The 15,239-nt window shown below is 71.1% G+C and carries 10 protein-coding genes; 8 read left to right on the forward strand and 2 right to left on the reverse strand.

Translation table 11 applies throughout. The features are described from left to right. Position 1 precedes the first annotated feature (1 nt). Both cydD and AB0F44_RS17945 read left to right on the forward strand, forming a co-directional pair. Positions 2-3,388, forward strand: coding sequence for a thiol reductant ABC exporter subunit CydD (gene cydD / locus AB0F44_RS17940; protein WP_357357650.1), 3,387 nt, complete (start codon positions 2-4; stop codon positions 3,386-3,388). Then, positions 3,382-4,044, forward strand: coding sequence for a response regulator transcription factor (locus AB0F44_RS17945; RefSeq protein ID WP_141792128.1), 663 nt, complete (start codon positions 3,382-3,384; stop codon positions 4,042-4,044). Before cydD ends, AB0F44_RS17945 begins: the two co-directional genes overlap by 7 nt. A gap of 17 nt (positions 4,045-4,061) precedes the next feature. Here the strand turns inward: AB0F44_RS17945 and AB0F44_RS17950 are convergent, their stop codons facing one another. Next, positions 4,062-5,702, reverse strand: coding sequence for a histidine kinase (locus tag AB0F44_RS17950; protein WP_357357652.1), 1,641 nt, complete (start codon positions 5,700-5,702; stop codon positions 4,062-4,064). A 96-nt stretch (positions 5,703-5,798) separates the two neighbouring features. Further along, positions 5,799-6,224, reverse strand: a complete 426-nt coding sequence (locus tag AB0F44_RS17955) for a YchJ family protein (protein WP_357357654.1) — start codon at positions 6,222-6,224, stop codon at positions 5,799-5,801. A gap of 114 nt (positions 6,225-6,338) precedes the next feature. Here AB0F44_RS17955 and AB0F44_RS17960 point away from each other — a divergent pair, with 114 nt between their 5' ends. The 6 genes from AB0F44_RS17960 to AB0F44_RS17985 all read left to right on the forward strand — a co-directional run bounded on the left by AB0F44_RS17960 (position 6,339) and on the right by AB0F44_RS17985 (position 15,237). Then, on the forward strand, positions 6,339-9,185 hold the full coding sequence (locus tag AB0F44_RS17960; protein WP_357357656.1) for a BTAD domain-containing putative transcriptional regulator: 2,847 nt from the start codon (positions 6,339-6,341) through the stop codon (positions 9,183-9,185). Continuing rightward, complete coding sequence (locus tag AB0F44_RS17965; RefSeq protein WP_357357658.1) at positions 9,182-10,585, forward strand: ATP-binding protein; 1,404 nt, start codon at positions 9,182-9,184, stop codon at positions 10,583-10,585. The genes AB0F44_RS17960 and AB0F44_RS17965 overlap by 4 nt, the downstream gene beginning before the upstream one ends. 75 nt (positions 10,586-10,660) lie before the next feature. After that, positions 10,661-12,676 (forward strand): VWA domain-containing protein, encoded by a 2,016-nt coding sequence (locus AB0F44_RS17970; protein ID WP_357357660.1) that lies wholly within the window; start codon positions 10,661-10,663, stop codon positions 12,674-12,676. A 111-nt stretch (positions 12,677-12,787) separates the two neighbouring features. Next, positions 12,788-13,567 carry a TSUP family transporter gene (locus tag AB0F44_RS17975; RefSeq protein WP_357357662.1) on the forward strand — a complete coding sequence of 260 codons (780 nt, stop codon included), beginning with the start codon at positions 12,788-12,790 and terminating at the stop codon, positions 13,565-13,567. 16 nt (positions 13,568-13,583) lie between these two features. After that, complete coding sequence (locus AB0F44_RS17980; RefSeq protein ID WP_357357663.1) at positions 13,584-14,207, forward strand: YigZ family protein; 624 nt, start codon at positions 13,584-13,586, stop codon at positions 14,205-14,207. 46 nt (positions 14,208-14,253) lie between these two features. Next, entirely contained in the window at positions 14,254-15,237 is a 984-nt protein-coding gene (locus AB0F44_RS17985) for a GNAT family N-acetyltransferase (RefSeq protein ID WP_357357665.1), read from the forward strand. The last annotated feature ends 2 nt before the right edge of the window (positions 15,238-15,239 follow it).

Raw genomic sequence — 15,239 nt, forward strand, 5'->3', positions numbered from 1 at the left:
GATGCGCCCGAACGACCCGCGACTGCGAGCCCAGCTGTCGGTAGCCCGGCGGCCGCTGGCCGTCGTGGTGGCCGCCGGGGTATTGGGTGCGGTGCTGCTGATCGCCCAGACGTACGCCGTCACCGGACTGCTCATCTCCGCGATCCGCGACACGGGGTCGGTGAGCGGCTGGGCCCTGGCGGTCGTGGCCGTCTTCGCCGGGCGCGCCGTCGTCGGGGTGGTCTCCGACGTGGCCGGCGCCCGGGCGGCCGGCGTCGTCGGGGCGGACCTGCGGCGCCGGGTGGTCGGGGCGATCCTGCGCGGCCGGTCGGGGAGTTCGGGCTCGCTCTCGGCCCTGGCCACGCGCGGGGTCTCGGCCGCCGAGCCGTATCTGACGCGCTATGTGCCGGCGCTGGTGCTGGCGTGCGTGCTGCCCGTCATGGTCCTCGCGGTGATCGTCTGGACCGACCCGCTCAGCGGTCTCATCGTGGGGCTCACGCTGCCGCTGATCCCGATCTTCGGGGTGCTGGTCGGGCTGGCCACGCGTGACCAGGCGGCCAGCCAGTGGCGGGCGATGTCGGCCCTGGCCGGTCACTTCCTCGACGTGATGAAGGGCCTGCCGACCCTGGTCGCCTTCGGCCGCGCGACGGCCCAGTCGCGTGTCATCGCCACGATCACCGACCGCTACCGCCGCCGCACCCTCGAGACCCTGAAGATCGCGTTCGCCTCCTCGGCCGTGCTCGAGCTCGTCGCCACCATCTCCGTCGCCCTGGTGGCGGTGATCATCGGCGTCAGGCTCGCCGCCGGCTCGGTCGACCTGCAGACCGCTCTCGTGGTCCTGCTGCTGGCCCCCGAGGCCTACTGGCCGCTGCGTCGCGTCGGCACCGAGTTCCATGCGGCCGCCGAGGGTACGGCGACCCTCGAGGCCACCGCGGACTGTGTTGGTCTCGACACGCCTTCGCCTAGCGGCTCCGGCGGCTCGACCAACGCGCGCGGGCTCCAGGTCGGCGACGTGTCCGTCACCTACCCGGGCCGCGAGCGGCCAGCGCTGGCGCCGGTCTCAGCGACGGTCCCCGCGCGGGGGATCACCGCGATCGTCGGGCCGAGCGGTTGCGGGAAGTCCACGCTGCTGGCGACGATCGCGGGCCTCCACGAGACGTACGTGGGCACGGTCGAGCTCGACGGACAGACGCCGGCCGCGGGCGACGAGTGGCGACGACGGTTCGCCTATCTGCCGCAACGTCCGGTGTTCCTCAGCGGGACGATCGCCGACAACCTGCGGCTGGGGTCGCCGGAGGCGACCGAGAGCGACCTGTGGCGCGTACTCAAGCGGGTCGCCCTCGCCGACCGGATCGCCGACCTCCCCGGCGGTCTCGGTGCCGACCTGGCCGAGGACGGCCGCTCCCTCTCGGCGGGGGAGCGAGCCCGGCTGGCGCTGGCCCGCGTCGTACTCTCCGATCGTTCCTGGGTCCTCCTCGACGAGCCGACCGCCCACCTTGACCCCGACACCGAGCGGATCATCGCCGACACCGTCACCGACCTCGCCCGCGACCGCGCCGTAGTCCTCGTCGCCCACCGCCAGGCGCTCATCGACATCGCCGACCAGGTCATCACCGTCCCCGTCGAAGCCCTCCCCGCCGAAACCGTAGAAGTGGCGGCCGAGACTGCAGAAGCGGTGGCCGAGACCGCAGAAGTGGCGGACGAAGGTGGAGTTTCGTCCCCCACAACTGCCGATTCGCCCGCCACAACTCACGATTCGGCCGCCACAAGTGAGGATTCGGCGCGGGGGGCGCTGTGGGGGTCGGCGGTGGTCGGCGGGCTGAGCTGGGCGTCGGGGGTGGCGCTGACGGCGCTGGCGGGATGGCTGATCATCAAGGCCTCCTACCATCCGGTGATCCTGACGCTGGTGGCTGCGATGGTGGGGGTGCGTACGTTCGGGATCGCGCGGCCGGTGCTGCGCTACCTGGAGCGGTTGTGGTCGCACGACAGTGCGCTGCGGCTGCTGGCGAAGCGACGGGTGGAGATCTACGACGCGCTGGTGCCGTTGGTACCCGGCGCGCTTCCCGGTCGCCGGGGAGACGTGCTGGCCAGCGTCGTCGACGATGTCGACGCGGTTCTCGACGAGGAGCTGCGGGTGCGGCTGCCGATCCGGGAGTACGCCGTCGTGGCGGCCCTCGCGGTCCTGGCGACCGCGCTCATCGACCCGGTCGCCGCGGCCTTCACCACCGCCACGGTGCTGGCGGCGGGGGTCGCCTTCGGGATCGCGTACGCAGGAGCAGCACGTGCCGAGCAGATCTCGATCACGGTGCGGGCGAGGGTGTCCGAGCAGGTGGTCGAGGCGACCCAGACGGCGACCGAGCGCAGGATGTGGCAGGCCAGCGAGCCCGTGCTCGACACCCTCGACGACCTGGCCGGCACCGCCACCAGGGCGACCACCACTGCGGCGTCGGCCTCGTCGCTGGCCAAGGCGATCGTGCTGGTCACCGCCGGCGCGGCGGTCGCGGCGACCGCCGCCTACGCCACGGTCGGCGACGGTCCGATGCTCGCTCTGCTCACCCTGGTCCCGCTGGCGCTGGCCGAGCCCGCGGCGACCCTCGCCGACGCCGGTGCGGCCAGGGCTCGCACCCGTGCCGCGCAGCACCGTCTCGACGATCTCACCAGGCGCCCACCGGCGGTCGAAGCCCCGGAGAACCCCGAGCGGCCCACCGACGACACCACGATCACGATCACCGACGTCACCGCCCGACCGGGCGACGGCCACAGCGTCGAGCTCCCCGACCTGCACGTCGAGCCGGGCGCGCGGATCGGCATCGTCGGCCCCTCCGGCTCCGGCAAGAGCACCCTGGCGGCGCTGCTGCTGCGCTTCCTCGACCCCGACACCGGAGCGATCACGCTCGGCGGCCGGTGGACCCGCGACATGGACCCACAGGACGTACGGAAGATCGTGGGTCTCGTCGACGACGACCCGCACGTCTTCGCCTCCAGCCTCGTCGAGAACGTACGCCTGGCCAGGCCCGGAGCCACCGACGACGAGGTCGAGCAGGCGATCCGCCGCGCCCACCTCGGCGACTGGCTCGATGCCCTCCCCGCCGGAATGCAGACCAGGCTCGGCGACGGCGCCGCCGAGGTCTCCGGGGGCGAACGGGCCAGACTGGCGGTGGCGAGGTCGCTGCTGGCAGGGCACAAGGTCCTGGTTCTGGATGAACCTTTGGCTCATCTGGACACGGCGACCGCCGCGTCGCTGGCGCGTGAGGTGCTTGCGCGGGAGGATGGCTCGACAGTTGGCGCAGAGCCTGGTCCGCATGGCGGCACGAAAACCGTATTGTGGATGACTCACACATCGACCGGACTGGGGCTGACCGATACCGTGGTCTCCCTTCAACGAATGGGGGAAGTGAGACGGTGTTGACCGAGACAAGGACGATCCGGGTCTACCTGCTCGACGACCACGAGGTCGTGCGCCAAGGGTTGACGACACTGCTCGACAGTCATGACGACATCGCCGTCGTCGGCCAGGGCGGCACCACCGCCCAGGCACGCGAGGACATCGACCGCCTCCAGCCGGACGTCTGCGTGCTCGACGCCCGTCTGCCCGACGGCTCGGGGATCGAGGTGTGCCGTGAGGTCCGTGCGGCCTACCCGGACATGCTCGCGCTCATCCTGACCTCCTATGACGACGACGAGGCGCTCTTCTCGGCGATCATGGCCGGGGCCAAGGGGTACGTCCTCAAGGACATCCGCGGCAACGACCTGGTCGAGGCGATCCGCACCGTCTCCGGTGGCGGCTCGCTGCTCGACCCGCTGATGACCGCGAAGGTCATGGAGAAGATGCGCAACCCCGATGGCGAGTCGCCGCAGATGCAGGCGCTCACGCCCCAGGAGAAGCGCCTGCTCGCGCTCATCGGCGAGGGACTGACCAACCGCGAGATCGCCGGCCGGATGTTCCTGGCCGAGAAGACGGTCAAGAACTACGTCTCCAGCATCCTGGCCAAGCTCGGTGTGCAACGACGCACCCAGGCGGCACTGATGGCCAAGGAGCTCCTCCACCCCCGCCGGGGACAGTAGGAAGCCAAGAAAAGAGCTCAGACCCCAGCGGTGATCGGCACCTGCCAGACGAGCTCGGTGCCGCTGGGGGAGCGGGGGCCGATCTCGAGCTGACCGCCGAGCTGGACCGCGCGGCAGCGGGCGTTCTTCAGCCCGCTCTCCTCGGCCTCGTCCGGGACGCCGCCGCCGTCGTCGCGTACGACCAGCTTGACCTCGTCGTCCTGAAGGCTCAGCTCGATCTGGGCGCTGTGAGCCTGGGCGTGCCGGGCGAGGTTGGAGACCGCCTCGCGCAGCACCGGCAGCAGATGGTTGCGGACCGAGTCGGGCACCGCGGTGTCGACCGGCCCGGTGATCTTGATCTCCGGGGTGAAGTCCATGACGCCCGCGTACTCCCGGACGACCTCACGCACCTGCGCGCGCAGCGAGGAGGCATCGTGGTTGCTGAGGTCGAAGATGGAGCCGCGTACGTCCTTGATGGTCTGGTCCAACGCGTCGACCTGCTCCGAGAGTCGCTTGGGCAGATCCTCGACCCGCTGCGGGTTACGACCCAGGGTCTCGAGCTGGAGCCCGATCGCGAAGAGGCGCTGGATGACCACGTCGTGCAGGTCGCGGGCGATCCGGTCACGGTCGGTGATGACGGCGAGGTCGGCCCGGTCCTCGACAGCGCGGAGGCGGTCCAGGGCGAGGGCGGCCTGGCCGGCGAAGCCGAAGAAGAGCTCGCGCTCGTGCTCGTCGTGGGCGGCGCTGGCCTTGTCGTAGATCGCCAGCAGCGCGCCACGGCCGGCGAGCGAGGAGCGCACCGGAGCGACCACGACGTAGAGCCCGTCGACCTCGAGATCCAGCGGCTCGACGATGCGACGGTCGATCAGGAGCGGGACCTTCTCGGTCACGGCCCGGACCCGTTCCTCCTCGCCGGGCGCGGCAGCGACGCCGGAGACGAGACCGTGCTCGATGCGGGTGCCGGCACCGACCCCGATCGCGCGCATCAGCGGCAGCGCGGTCTCGCACATCCGCTCGAGGGCGACCAGATGGTCCAGCGGAGGGGTCAGGGCCCGGCTGAGCTCGGCGCTCGCCTCGAGCCACCGGCGGCGCTGCTCGCTGAGCTCGAGCTCGCGCACCTTGTCGATCTGGGCGCCGGCGGCGCGGGCCAGGGCGACGACGAGCTGCTCGTCGTGGCTGGTGAACTCGGCGCCGCCGACCTTCTCGGACAGGAGCAGGTGGCCGAAGTCGCGGTTGTCGGTGCGCAGCGGCACCTCGATGAACTTGCGCTTGCCGGGGTCGCCGGTACGCAGCGCGTGGCTGCCGCCGCCATCATGCGTGCGGGGTGAGACCAGCAGGAGAGGCTCGGGAGCGGTGATTCCTCGGGGCCGGGTCGTCGATGCGGGCTCGTCGTCGTCGCCGTCGTCGTCGAGGCGAGCCCGGCGGCCCCGGCTCTTGCCCACGACCTGCAGCGTCGGCTCCTGCTGGTGACCGTAGGTGATCAGGTCCTGCAGATCGCCGTCGGGGCTGAGGACGCCGAGGGCGCCGTAGCTCGCCCCGGTCAGCTCGCAGGCGGAGCGGGTGATTCTCTCCAGCATGGCGCTCAGGTCGAGCTCGCTCGACATCGCGATGACCGCGTCCAAGAGCGAGCGCGCCGATGGCTCCAGACCGGTCAGGTCCTCGGTCGCGTCAGTGGTCACCTGTCAGAGTCTGTCGTGCTGGACCCGGTCGCGTCCACATATCGGCAACAGTTTCTCCACTGTCTGCCTCAAACTCACGCGAATGCTTGCGTTTGGTCATTGACTCTCGATCTCGCCATCGACGTAGAACCATCGTCCGGCACGCACCTCGAACCGGCTGCGCTCGGCGAGCACTCCGTCGCCCGACGGCGCCTGGTAGGACGCCCGGAACGCCACCCAGCCGTGAGTGTCGTCATCGAGCCCGGAGCCCTCGATCTCCAGCCCCGTCCAGGTCAGCTTCGGGTCGGGTGCGGCCACGCCCAGGTCGTCGGGGCGGGTGCCCGGATGCCAGGTGCGGAAGATGTAATCCCAGTCCCCGAGGGCGTACGCCGCATAGCGGCTGCGCATCAGCTCCTCCGGAGTCTCGGCCAGGGCACCGCCACGGTGCAGCCGGTGGCAGCACATCGCATAGCGCCGCCCGCTGCCGCACGGGCACTCCTGGGGCAGGGGCGAACCGGTGACGGTGCGGCCGAAGGGAGACATGCGCCCCATTGTGTACTGGAAAGGACGCATTCTCGTCGTAGGCCCGGAGTGCCCCGTCTATTGTGTGGGGGTGGCTCTCAGGCGCAAGCGGCTCGGGACGGCGGGGGTGCATCGGTGACGGATGTGAACATCTGTCTGCTGGGGCCCCTGATCGTCACGCGCGCGGGCGAGCCCGTGGAGGTCCCGGGGCGACGCCCTCGGACGCTGCTGTCGTTGCTGGCCCTGGAGGCCGGCACCCCGGTCTCCGCAGACCTGCTCGCCGACCGGATCTGGGGCGAGGAGCTCCCCGACAACCCGCGCGGCAGCCTGCACACCTACATCGGGCGGCTGCGTCGCGTGCTCGGCAAGGAGGTCGTACGCCGCGCCGCCGGCGGCTATATCCTCGACCTGCCGCGCTCCTCGGTGGACGCGCTCGCCTTCATCGACCTGCTCGACGCGGCCGAGGGCCCGGAGGCCTACGACCGGCTCGAGGAGGCCATCGCGCTGTGGCGCGCCGAGCCGTTCGACGAGCCTTCCGGGGACTCCCTTGCAGAGCGCACCCGTCCGTGGCTGGTCGACCGCTACCTTGCCGCGCTGGAGCACCGCGCCGAGCTCGACATCGCCGCCGGCCGAGCCGCGAAGGCGGTCGCCGACGTGCGCCGGGTGGTGGGCGACCATCCGCTGCGCGAGTCCCTGTGGGTGGTGCTCCTGGACGCGCTGGACGCGGCGGGGCGTACGGCCGAGGCATTGGAGGCCTATGAGGAGGTTCGGGCGCGGCTGGCCGACGAGCTCGGCGCCGATCCCAGCGCGGAGCTGCGCTCCACGTTCTCCCGGCTGCTGGCCGGCTCCTCGCCGGCCCCGGAGGTCTCCCAGGGCCAGGCGACCGTGCCCGCGCAGCGCGTCTCGGAGGAGGACATGATCCCGAGACAGCTCCCGGCCGACATCCCCAGCTTCTCCGGGCGTGAGGCCGAGCTCCGGCTGCTCGACGCGGTGACCATCTCCCACGACGCCGGCTGTCCGAGCGTGGTCGCCGTGCACGGCATCGGAGCGGTGGGCAAGACCGCGTTCGCGGTGCACTGGGCGCGTGCCCGGACCGAGCACTTCCCCGACGGTCAGCTCTTCATCGACCTGCGCGGCTTCGGACCTGGCGAGCCGCTCTCGCACGCCCAGGCGCTCACGACCCTGCTGATCGGGCTCGGCGTCGACGCCGCCTCGGTGCCGGCCGAGGTGGATGCGGCATCCGCCCTGCTGCGTACGACCCTCGCGCAGCGGCGCATGCTCCTGCTGCTCGACAACGCTCGCGACTCCACCCAGGTGCGACCGCTGCTGCCGGGTGGGGACTCGCTGGTGCTGGTGACCAGCCGGAGCCAGCTGCGTGGCCTGGCCACCCGCGAGGGGGCTCGACGGCTCGCGCTCGACACGCTCGCCCCGGCGGAGTCGGCGGCCTTCCTGAGGCAGCGGCTCATCGACCGGACGGCGGACGAGGAGGACGTACGCGCCCTGGCGGACCGGTGTGGACACCTGCCCCTGGCTCTCGCCGTCGCGGCCGAGCGCTGCAGCCGCTACCCCGACCTCTCGTTGACCGACCTGGTCGCCGAGCTCGACGGCGAGACCAGCCGGCTGGCGGCGCTGGAGGCGCCGCTCGACCCGATCTCCGACCTGCGCGCGGTCTTCTCCTGGTCCTACGACTCCCTCGATGAGGAGTCGCGGCGTGCCTTCCGCCTCCTCGGCCTCCGTCCGGGTCACGAGATCGGGATGCCCGCGATGGCGGCGCTCTTCGCCGTCGACATCGCCGCCGCCCGCCGCCTGGTCGACAAGCTGGTCGACGCCAACCTCGTCCGCGAGCACCGGCCCGGGCGCTTCGTGCTCCACGACCTGATCCGCGACTACGCCCTGGAGATGGGCTCGGAGAAGGAGTCCGGCGAGGCGCTGCTGCGGCTGGTGAGCTGGTACACCCACTCCCTGGTCGCCGCCTCCGAGGCCGACGGCCGGTCCTTCCGGCTGATGAGCCTCGACCCCGTCGTCGACGGGGTGACGCCGCTGAGCTTCGCCACCTCGCAGCAGGCCCGCGCCTGGGGTGACCGGGAGTGGCTGACCATGGGCAGTGCCGTACGCCTCGCCGTGCGCGCCGGGCTGCTGGAACCCGCCTACCAGCTGGTCAACAAGATGTTCAGCCTCTCGATGCGGCACCCACCCGCCGAGACCATCCCGCTCCAGGAGCTCGGCCTCGACGCTGCCCTTCGCGCGGGTCAGCACGTCGACGCGGCCTACATCCGCAACCAGTTCGGGATCAGTCGGGCGCGGGTCGGCGACCTGACGCGGGCGATCACGGAGTTCCGTGGCGCCGCGGAGGTGTTCCGCGAGGCCGGCACCGCTGCGGGTCTGGAGATGGCGCTGTCCAACTGCGGCCAGGCGCTGAGCATGACCGGCTCCCTCGACGAGGCCGTCGCGGTCCTCGAGGAGGCGTACGCCGTCGCGGACCGGGCCGGGATGGCCGACCGTGCCCGCGCCAGCCTGATCGGGCTGGCCGAGGTCTACGTCCGGATGGAGCGCTACGAGGACGCCGTGCGGCTGGTCCAGGAGGAGATCGGCTATGCGTCGGTCGACGTCGACTCCTCCGCCTCGCCGCGGATGACCCTGGTCGACGCCCTGATCGGCCTGCGGCGCTACGCCGAGGCCGAGACCCACCTGCGGCTGGAGCTGACCCACCGCCTCGAGGAGCGCAACCGGTGGGGTGAGGCCAACGTCCTCGTACGCCGCGCCGTGGTCGAACGCGAGACCGACCGCCTCGCGCAGGCCCGGGCGACGCTCCACGAGGTCGTCGTGATCCTGGACGAGGTGGGGGAGCTCGACCGCACCGCGCTGACCCGGGAGCGGGTCGAGGAGCTGCTCGCCAGCGTCGGGTCCTCCGCATCCGCGGATCGGGACGTCGACGCCGAGGCCGCCCAGGGGTTGGGCGGCGGCGTAGCGTTGCGTCCGTGACTGCCGCACCCACGATCAGCACCCTCGGCCAGCTTCGCGCGAGTGGCCATGTGTTCAAGTCGCTCCGCGAGGAGATCCGCGACAACCTGCTGGCGAAGCTGGCAGCCGGAGAGGACCCCTGGCCCGGGCTGCACGGGCTGGAGGACACCGTCATCCCGCAGCTCGAGCGTGCCCTGATCGCCGGGCACGACGTCGTCCTGCTGGGCGAGCGTGGCCAGGGGAAGACCAGGCTGCTGCGTACGTTGGTGGGGCTGCTCGACGAGTGGACCCCGGTCATCGAGGGCTCCGAGCTCGGCGAGCACCCCTATGAGCCCGTCAGCGTGGGTTCCCAGCGGTTGGCAGCGACGGCTGGTGAGGCGCTGCCGATCGCGTGGAAGCACCGCTCCGAGCGCTACTCGGAGAAGCTGGCCACGCCCGACACCTCCGTGGCCGACCTGATCGGCGACGTCGACCCGATGAAGGTCGCCGAGGGACGCTCGCTGGGCGACCCGGAGACCATCCACTTCGGCCTGATCCCGCGCTCCCACCGCGGCATCGTCGCGATCAACGAACTGCCCGACCTCGCCGAGCGGATTCAGGTCGCGATGCTCAACGTGATGGAGGAGCGCGACATCCAGATCCGCGGCTACGTGCTGCGGCTGCCGCTCGACCTGCTCGTGGTCGCCTCCGCGAACCCGGAGGACTACACCAACCGCGGCCGGATCATCACCCCGCTGAAGGACCGCTTCGGCGCCGAGATCCGCACCCACTACCCGCGCGAGCTCGACGCGGAGATGGCGGTCATCCGGCAGGAGGCCGCCCTGGTCGCCGACATACCCGACCATCTCCTGGAGATCCTCGCCGTCTTCACCCGTCATCTGCGGGCGTCCTCCGCGGTGGACCAGCGCTCCGGGGTCTCGGCGCGCTTCTCGATCGCCGGCGCCGAGACCGTCGCCGCCTCGGCGCTGCACCGCGCCACCGTCCTGGGCGAGGCCGACGCGGTCGCCCGCATCGTCGACCTGGAGACGGCCGTCGAGGTGCTCTCCGGCAAGATCGAGTTCGAGTCCGGCGAGGAGGGCCGGGAGGCCGAGATCCTCACCCACCTGCTGCGTACGGCCATCGCCGAGACCGTCCGCAAGTCCTTCCGCGGCCTCGACTTCGCGCTGCTCATCGACGCCATCGAGGACGGCCGCATGGTCACCACCGGCACCAAGGTCGCTGCCGGCGACTTCCTGGCCGGCCTCCCCGTCCTGGGTGAGTCCGACCTCTACGACCAGATCGGCGACCGCGTCTACGAGTCCACCGGCGGCCCCAAGAACGACGGCCAGCTCGCCAGCGCCATCGAGCTGGCCTTGGAAGGCCTGTTCCTGGCGAGGAAGATCGGCAAGGACACTGAGGGTGGCGAGACGATCTATGGCTGAGCAGTCGCCGCTGGTCGAGCCGACGGAGCCGCTAGGCGGAGGCGTGTCGAGACCAACAGACCGAGCGGGGCAGTGATGAGCCGCTACAAGAAGTACGCCGGGGGTGACCCGCTCGCGCCGCCGGTCGACATCGCCGAGGCGCTGGACGCGATCGGCGAGGACGTGATGTCCGGCTACTCGCCCGAGCGGGCGATGCGGGAGTTCCTGCGGCGCGGGGGACAGGACCAGCGCGGCCTCGACGACCTCGCCCGCCAGGTCGCCGAGAGGCGCCGAGAGATGTTGCAGCGCCACAACCTCGACGGCACGCTCGAGCAGGTGCGTGAGCTGCTGGACAAGGCGGTCCTGGAGGAGCGCAAGCAGCTCGCCCGCGACGTCACCATGGACGACGGCGACCGCGCGTTCCGGGAGATGCAGATCGACAACCTCTCGCCGAACACTGCCGCCGCGGTCAGCGAGCTCTCCTCCTACGACTGGACCTCACGCGAGGCCCGCGAGGCCTACGAGGAGATCAAGGACCTGCTCGGCCGCGAGCTCCTCGACCAGCGGTTCGCCGGGATGAAGCAGGCGCTCGAGGGGGCGACCGATGAGGACCGCGAGGCGATCGTGGAGATGCTCCGTGACCTCAACACGCTGCTCGACAAGCACAACCGCGGCGAGGACACCCCCGAGGACTTCGACGAGTTCATGGCCAAGCACGGCCAGCACTTCCCCGAGAACCCGCAGAACATCGACGAGCTGCTCGACACCCTCGCGCAGCGTTCGGCGGCCGCGCAGCGGATGCTCAACTCGATGTCGGCCGAGCAACGACGCGAGCTGATGGAGCTCTCCCGGCAGGCCTTCGGATCGCCCGCGCTGATGGAGCAGATGGCACAGCTCGACGCCAACCTGCAGGCGGCGCGTCCCGGCGAGGACTGGTACGGCTCCGAGGAGTTCGGCGGCGGCGAGGGTCTGGGCCTCGGTGACGGCACCGGTGTGCTGCAGGACATCGCCGAGCTCGACCAGCTCTCCGAGCAGCTCCAGCAGTCCTACGCCGGCTCCCGGCTCGACGACATCGACCTCGACGCCCTCTCCCGTCAGCTCGGTGACGAGGCCGCGGTCGACGCGCGCACCCTGCAGGAGCTCGAGCAGGCGCTGCGTGACTCCGGCCAGCTCGAGCGCGGCTCCGACGGCGACCTCCGGCTGACCCCGAAGGCGATGCGCCAGCTCGGCAAGGCCCTGCTCCGCGATGTCGCGCAGCGGCTCTCCGGACGGCAGGGCGAACGCGACCTGCAGCGCGCCGGCGCGGCGGGCGACCTCTCCGGCTCCTCGCGGCCCTGGGCCTTCGGCGACACCGAACCCTGGGACGTACCTCGCACGATCACGAACGCCGTCATCCGCGAGGTCGGCGAGGGCCGACGCGGGCCCGGAGTGCGGCTGAGTGTCGACGACATCGAGGTGCAGGAGACGGAGGCCCGTACGCAGGCAGCGGTCGCCCTTCTAGTCGACACCAGCTTCTCGATGGCGATGGATGGCCGTTGGGTGCCGATGAAGCGCACCGCGCTGGCGCTGCACACGCTGATCAAGAGCCGTTTCCGCAACGACGACCTGCAGCTGATCTCGTTCGGCCGCTACGCCCAGACGATGGAGATCGAGAAGCTGACCGCCCTCGACGCGATCTGGGACAAGGGCACCAACCTGCACCACGCGCTGCTGCTCGCCAACCGGCACTTCCGCAAGCACCCCGGCGCCCAGCCGGTGCTCCTGATCGTGACCGACGGCGAGCCCACCGCCCACCTGGAGGAGGGCGGCGACGTCTGGTTCTCCTACCCGCCCCACCCGGTGACGATCGCCAGGTCCGTCGAGGAGCTGGAGAACTCCCGCCGCCTCGGCGCCCAGACCACCTTCTTCCGCCTCGGCGACGATCCAGGCCTGGCCCGCTTCATCGACTCCATGGCCCGCCGCGTCGAGGGCCGCGTCGTCGCGCCCGAGCTGGACGACCTCGGCGCCGCCGTGGTCGGGTCCTATCTGGGTGACAGGACTGCGCGGCGTACGTCGAACTCCTACGGCGGCTATCCCGATGCGTTCGGTGGCCGCGGCTGGTGGGCCGGCTGAATGCTCACCGAGGTAACTCGGTGAGCGCCCACTTCCCTCGCGGAGTTCCACGAGGTAACCACACGTCGACCGAGTTAACTCGGTGAGCATCCCGCCGCGTAATCTGCGCTCGTGCCCGAGGAGACGCTGAACGTACTTGCCCTTCTCGCTCTCGCGGCCCTGGCCGCTGGATACGTGGACGCGGTGGTCGGCGGAGGCGGACTGATCCAGCTCCCCGCGCTGCTGCTCTTCCTTCCCGGCGCCGCGCCGGTGCAGGTCCTGGCGACCAACAAGCTGGCCTCGATCTTCGGCACCTCGATCAGCGCGGCGACCTACTACCGGCGGGTGGGCCCGGACCCGAAGACGTTCATCCCGCTCATGATCCTCGCGTTCGCGGGCTCTGCTCTGGGGGCGGGCGTCGCCTCGTACCTTCCCGAGTCGGTCTTCGAGCCCATCGTCCTGATCGCGCTGATCCTGGTCGGAGCGTGGGTGCTCTTCAAGCCGTCGTTGGGCGAGGCGACCGAGCTGAGGTACGACGGCCACCGGCATCTGATCGGCGCGATGATCGTCGGGTTCGCGGTCGGCTTCTACGACGGCGCGCTGGGGCCCGGGACCGGCAGCTTCCTGGTGATCGGGCTCGTCGGCCTCCTCGGCTACTCCTTCCTGGAGGCGAGCGCGAAGGCGAAGATGGCCAACGTCGCCACCAACCTCGCCGCCCTTGTCGTCTTCATCCCGCAAGGCGCGGTGCTGTGGAAGACCGGCCTGGTGATGGGCGTGTGCAACCTGATCGGCGGCTACCTCGGGGCACGGACGGCGGTCGCCAAGGGCGCCGGGTTCGTACGCGTCTTCTTCATCGTCGTGGTCGCCGGGTTCATCATCCGTCTCGGCGGCAGCGTGCTCGGACTGTGGTGATGATGGTTGGGGTGAGATGCACTACCTGACTATCGGCCGCGACGGAGCCGCCGAGATCGAGGAGAAGCGGTCGCGGTTCCTCTGCACCCTCGCTCGGGTGGAGGACGAGGCCGACGCGCGGGCGGTCGTCGAGCGGCTGCGCAAGCAGCACTGGGATGCCCGCCACACCTGCTCCGCCTTCAGGATCGGCCCGCCGCCGCAGCCGGTCGAGCGCTCCAACGACGACGGCGAGCCGGCCGGCACCGCTGGGGCGCCGATGCTCGAGGTGCTCCGCGGCGCAGGCGTCTCCGACACGGTCGCTGTCGTGACCCGCTGGTTCGGCGGAACGCTGCTCGGCGCGGGCGGTCTCGTCCGGGCGTACTCCGACGCGGTCCGGACTGCGCTCGACGAGGTCGGGACGCGCCGGCGCGAGCTCGTCCGGGAGTACGAGATCGGGGTGCCGTACGACGCCGCAGGCCGCCTCGAGACCGACCTGCGATCGTCCGGTGTGGCCGTCCTCGACACCTCCTACGGGGCTGCGGTGACCCTGCGGATCGGGGCGCCTCCGGAGGACGAGAAACGGCTCGAATCGTTGCTCGCCGAGCTCACCGCGGGTGCATCTTCGCTGGTCCCAGGCGCGGACCGCTGGGTCGACCGCTGACACCGTTTGGGAGAATGGACGGGTGAGCGACCATAGCGAGACGCCCGTGGAACTCCCTACCGGTTGGACGGCGAAGGTCCCTGACCTCGACGATCTGCCCGCCCTGCTGAGGCTCCGGGCGGCCGACAAGACGCCGTTCGAGGGCTCCGGAAAGGTCGATGCCGACGCCATCACCGGCGAGATCGCCGGCCCCGCTTCCTGGACCCGCCAGCAGCTCGTCGCGATCGACCCGGATGGCGACGTCCGCGCCTGGGCCATCGCCCACGACCGCGCTGCCGGCCGCACCCTTGTCTACCTCTACGTCGACCGCACCATCGCCCAGGCCGCCGAGGTCGCGGCCGGGCTCTATGCGTGGCTCGAGGACCAGGCCCGGTCGATGGCCGAGCTGCGCGGCATCACCGAGTCCCACCTCGACGCCAGCCCGTTCGCCGACGACACCGTGCAGCGGGAGTGGCTGGCGGCAGCGGAGTTCACCAACAAGCGCACCTGGCTGCACATGAGCCGGCCGGTGCTGCCCGACGAGACGGTGCCCCCGCTCCGCGAAGGTGTGACGATCCGCCCGGTCGAGACCCACGAGAATGGCATGCCCGTCGCGGCGGACCTGCAGACGGTCCACCAGACCCTGGAGGAGTCCTTCCAGGACCACTTCAACTCCTACCGGGAGAGCTTCCCGGAGTTCGTACAGCGCCTCCGCGAGGACCCGGGTCACCGCTGGGACCACTGGTGGCTCGCGTATGTGGACGAGACCTTGCCCGCCGGCACGCTGGTCGCCTCGGTGCTGCCCGCGAATGCGGCCGGGGTCGAGGGGACGTACGTCGAGTACATCGGCGTCAACCGCAACGCCCGCGGCCGCGGGGTGGCGAAGGGGCTGCTCTACGCCGTCATCGGCGACGCCCTCGAGCGGGGCCGTGACCGGGTCTCGCTCGAGGTCGACGCCGACAGCCCCACCGGTGCCGACGGGCTCTACAAGTCGATGGGCTGGGTGACCGACTACGTCACCGAGTCCTGGCACAAGGACGTCACGGTCTAGGC

It is taken from the genome of Nocardioides sp. NPDC023903 (assembly GCF_040639295.1).
Lineage (GTDB): Bacteria > Actinomycetota > Actinomycetes > Propionibacteriales > Nocardioidaceae > Nocardioides.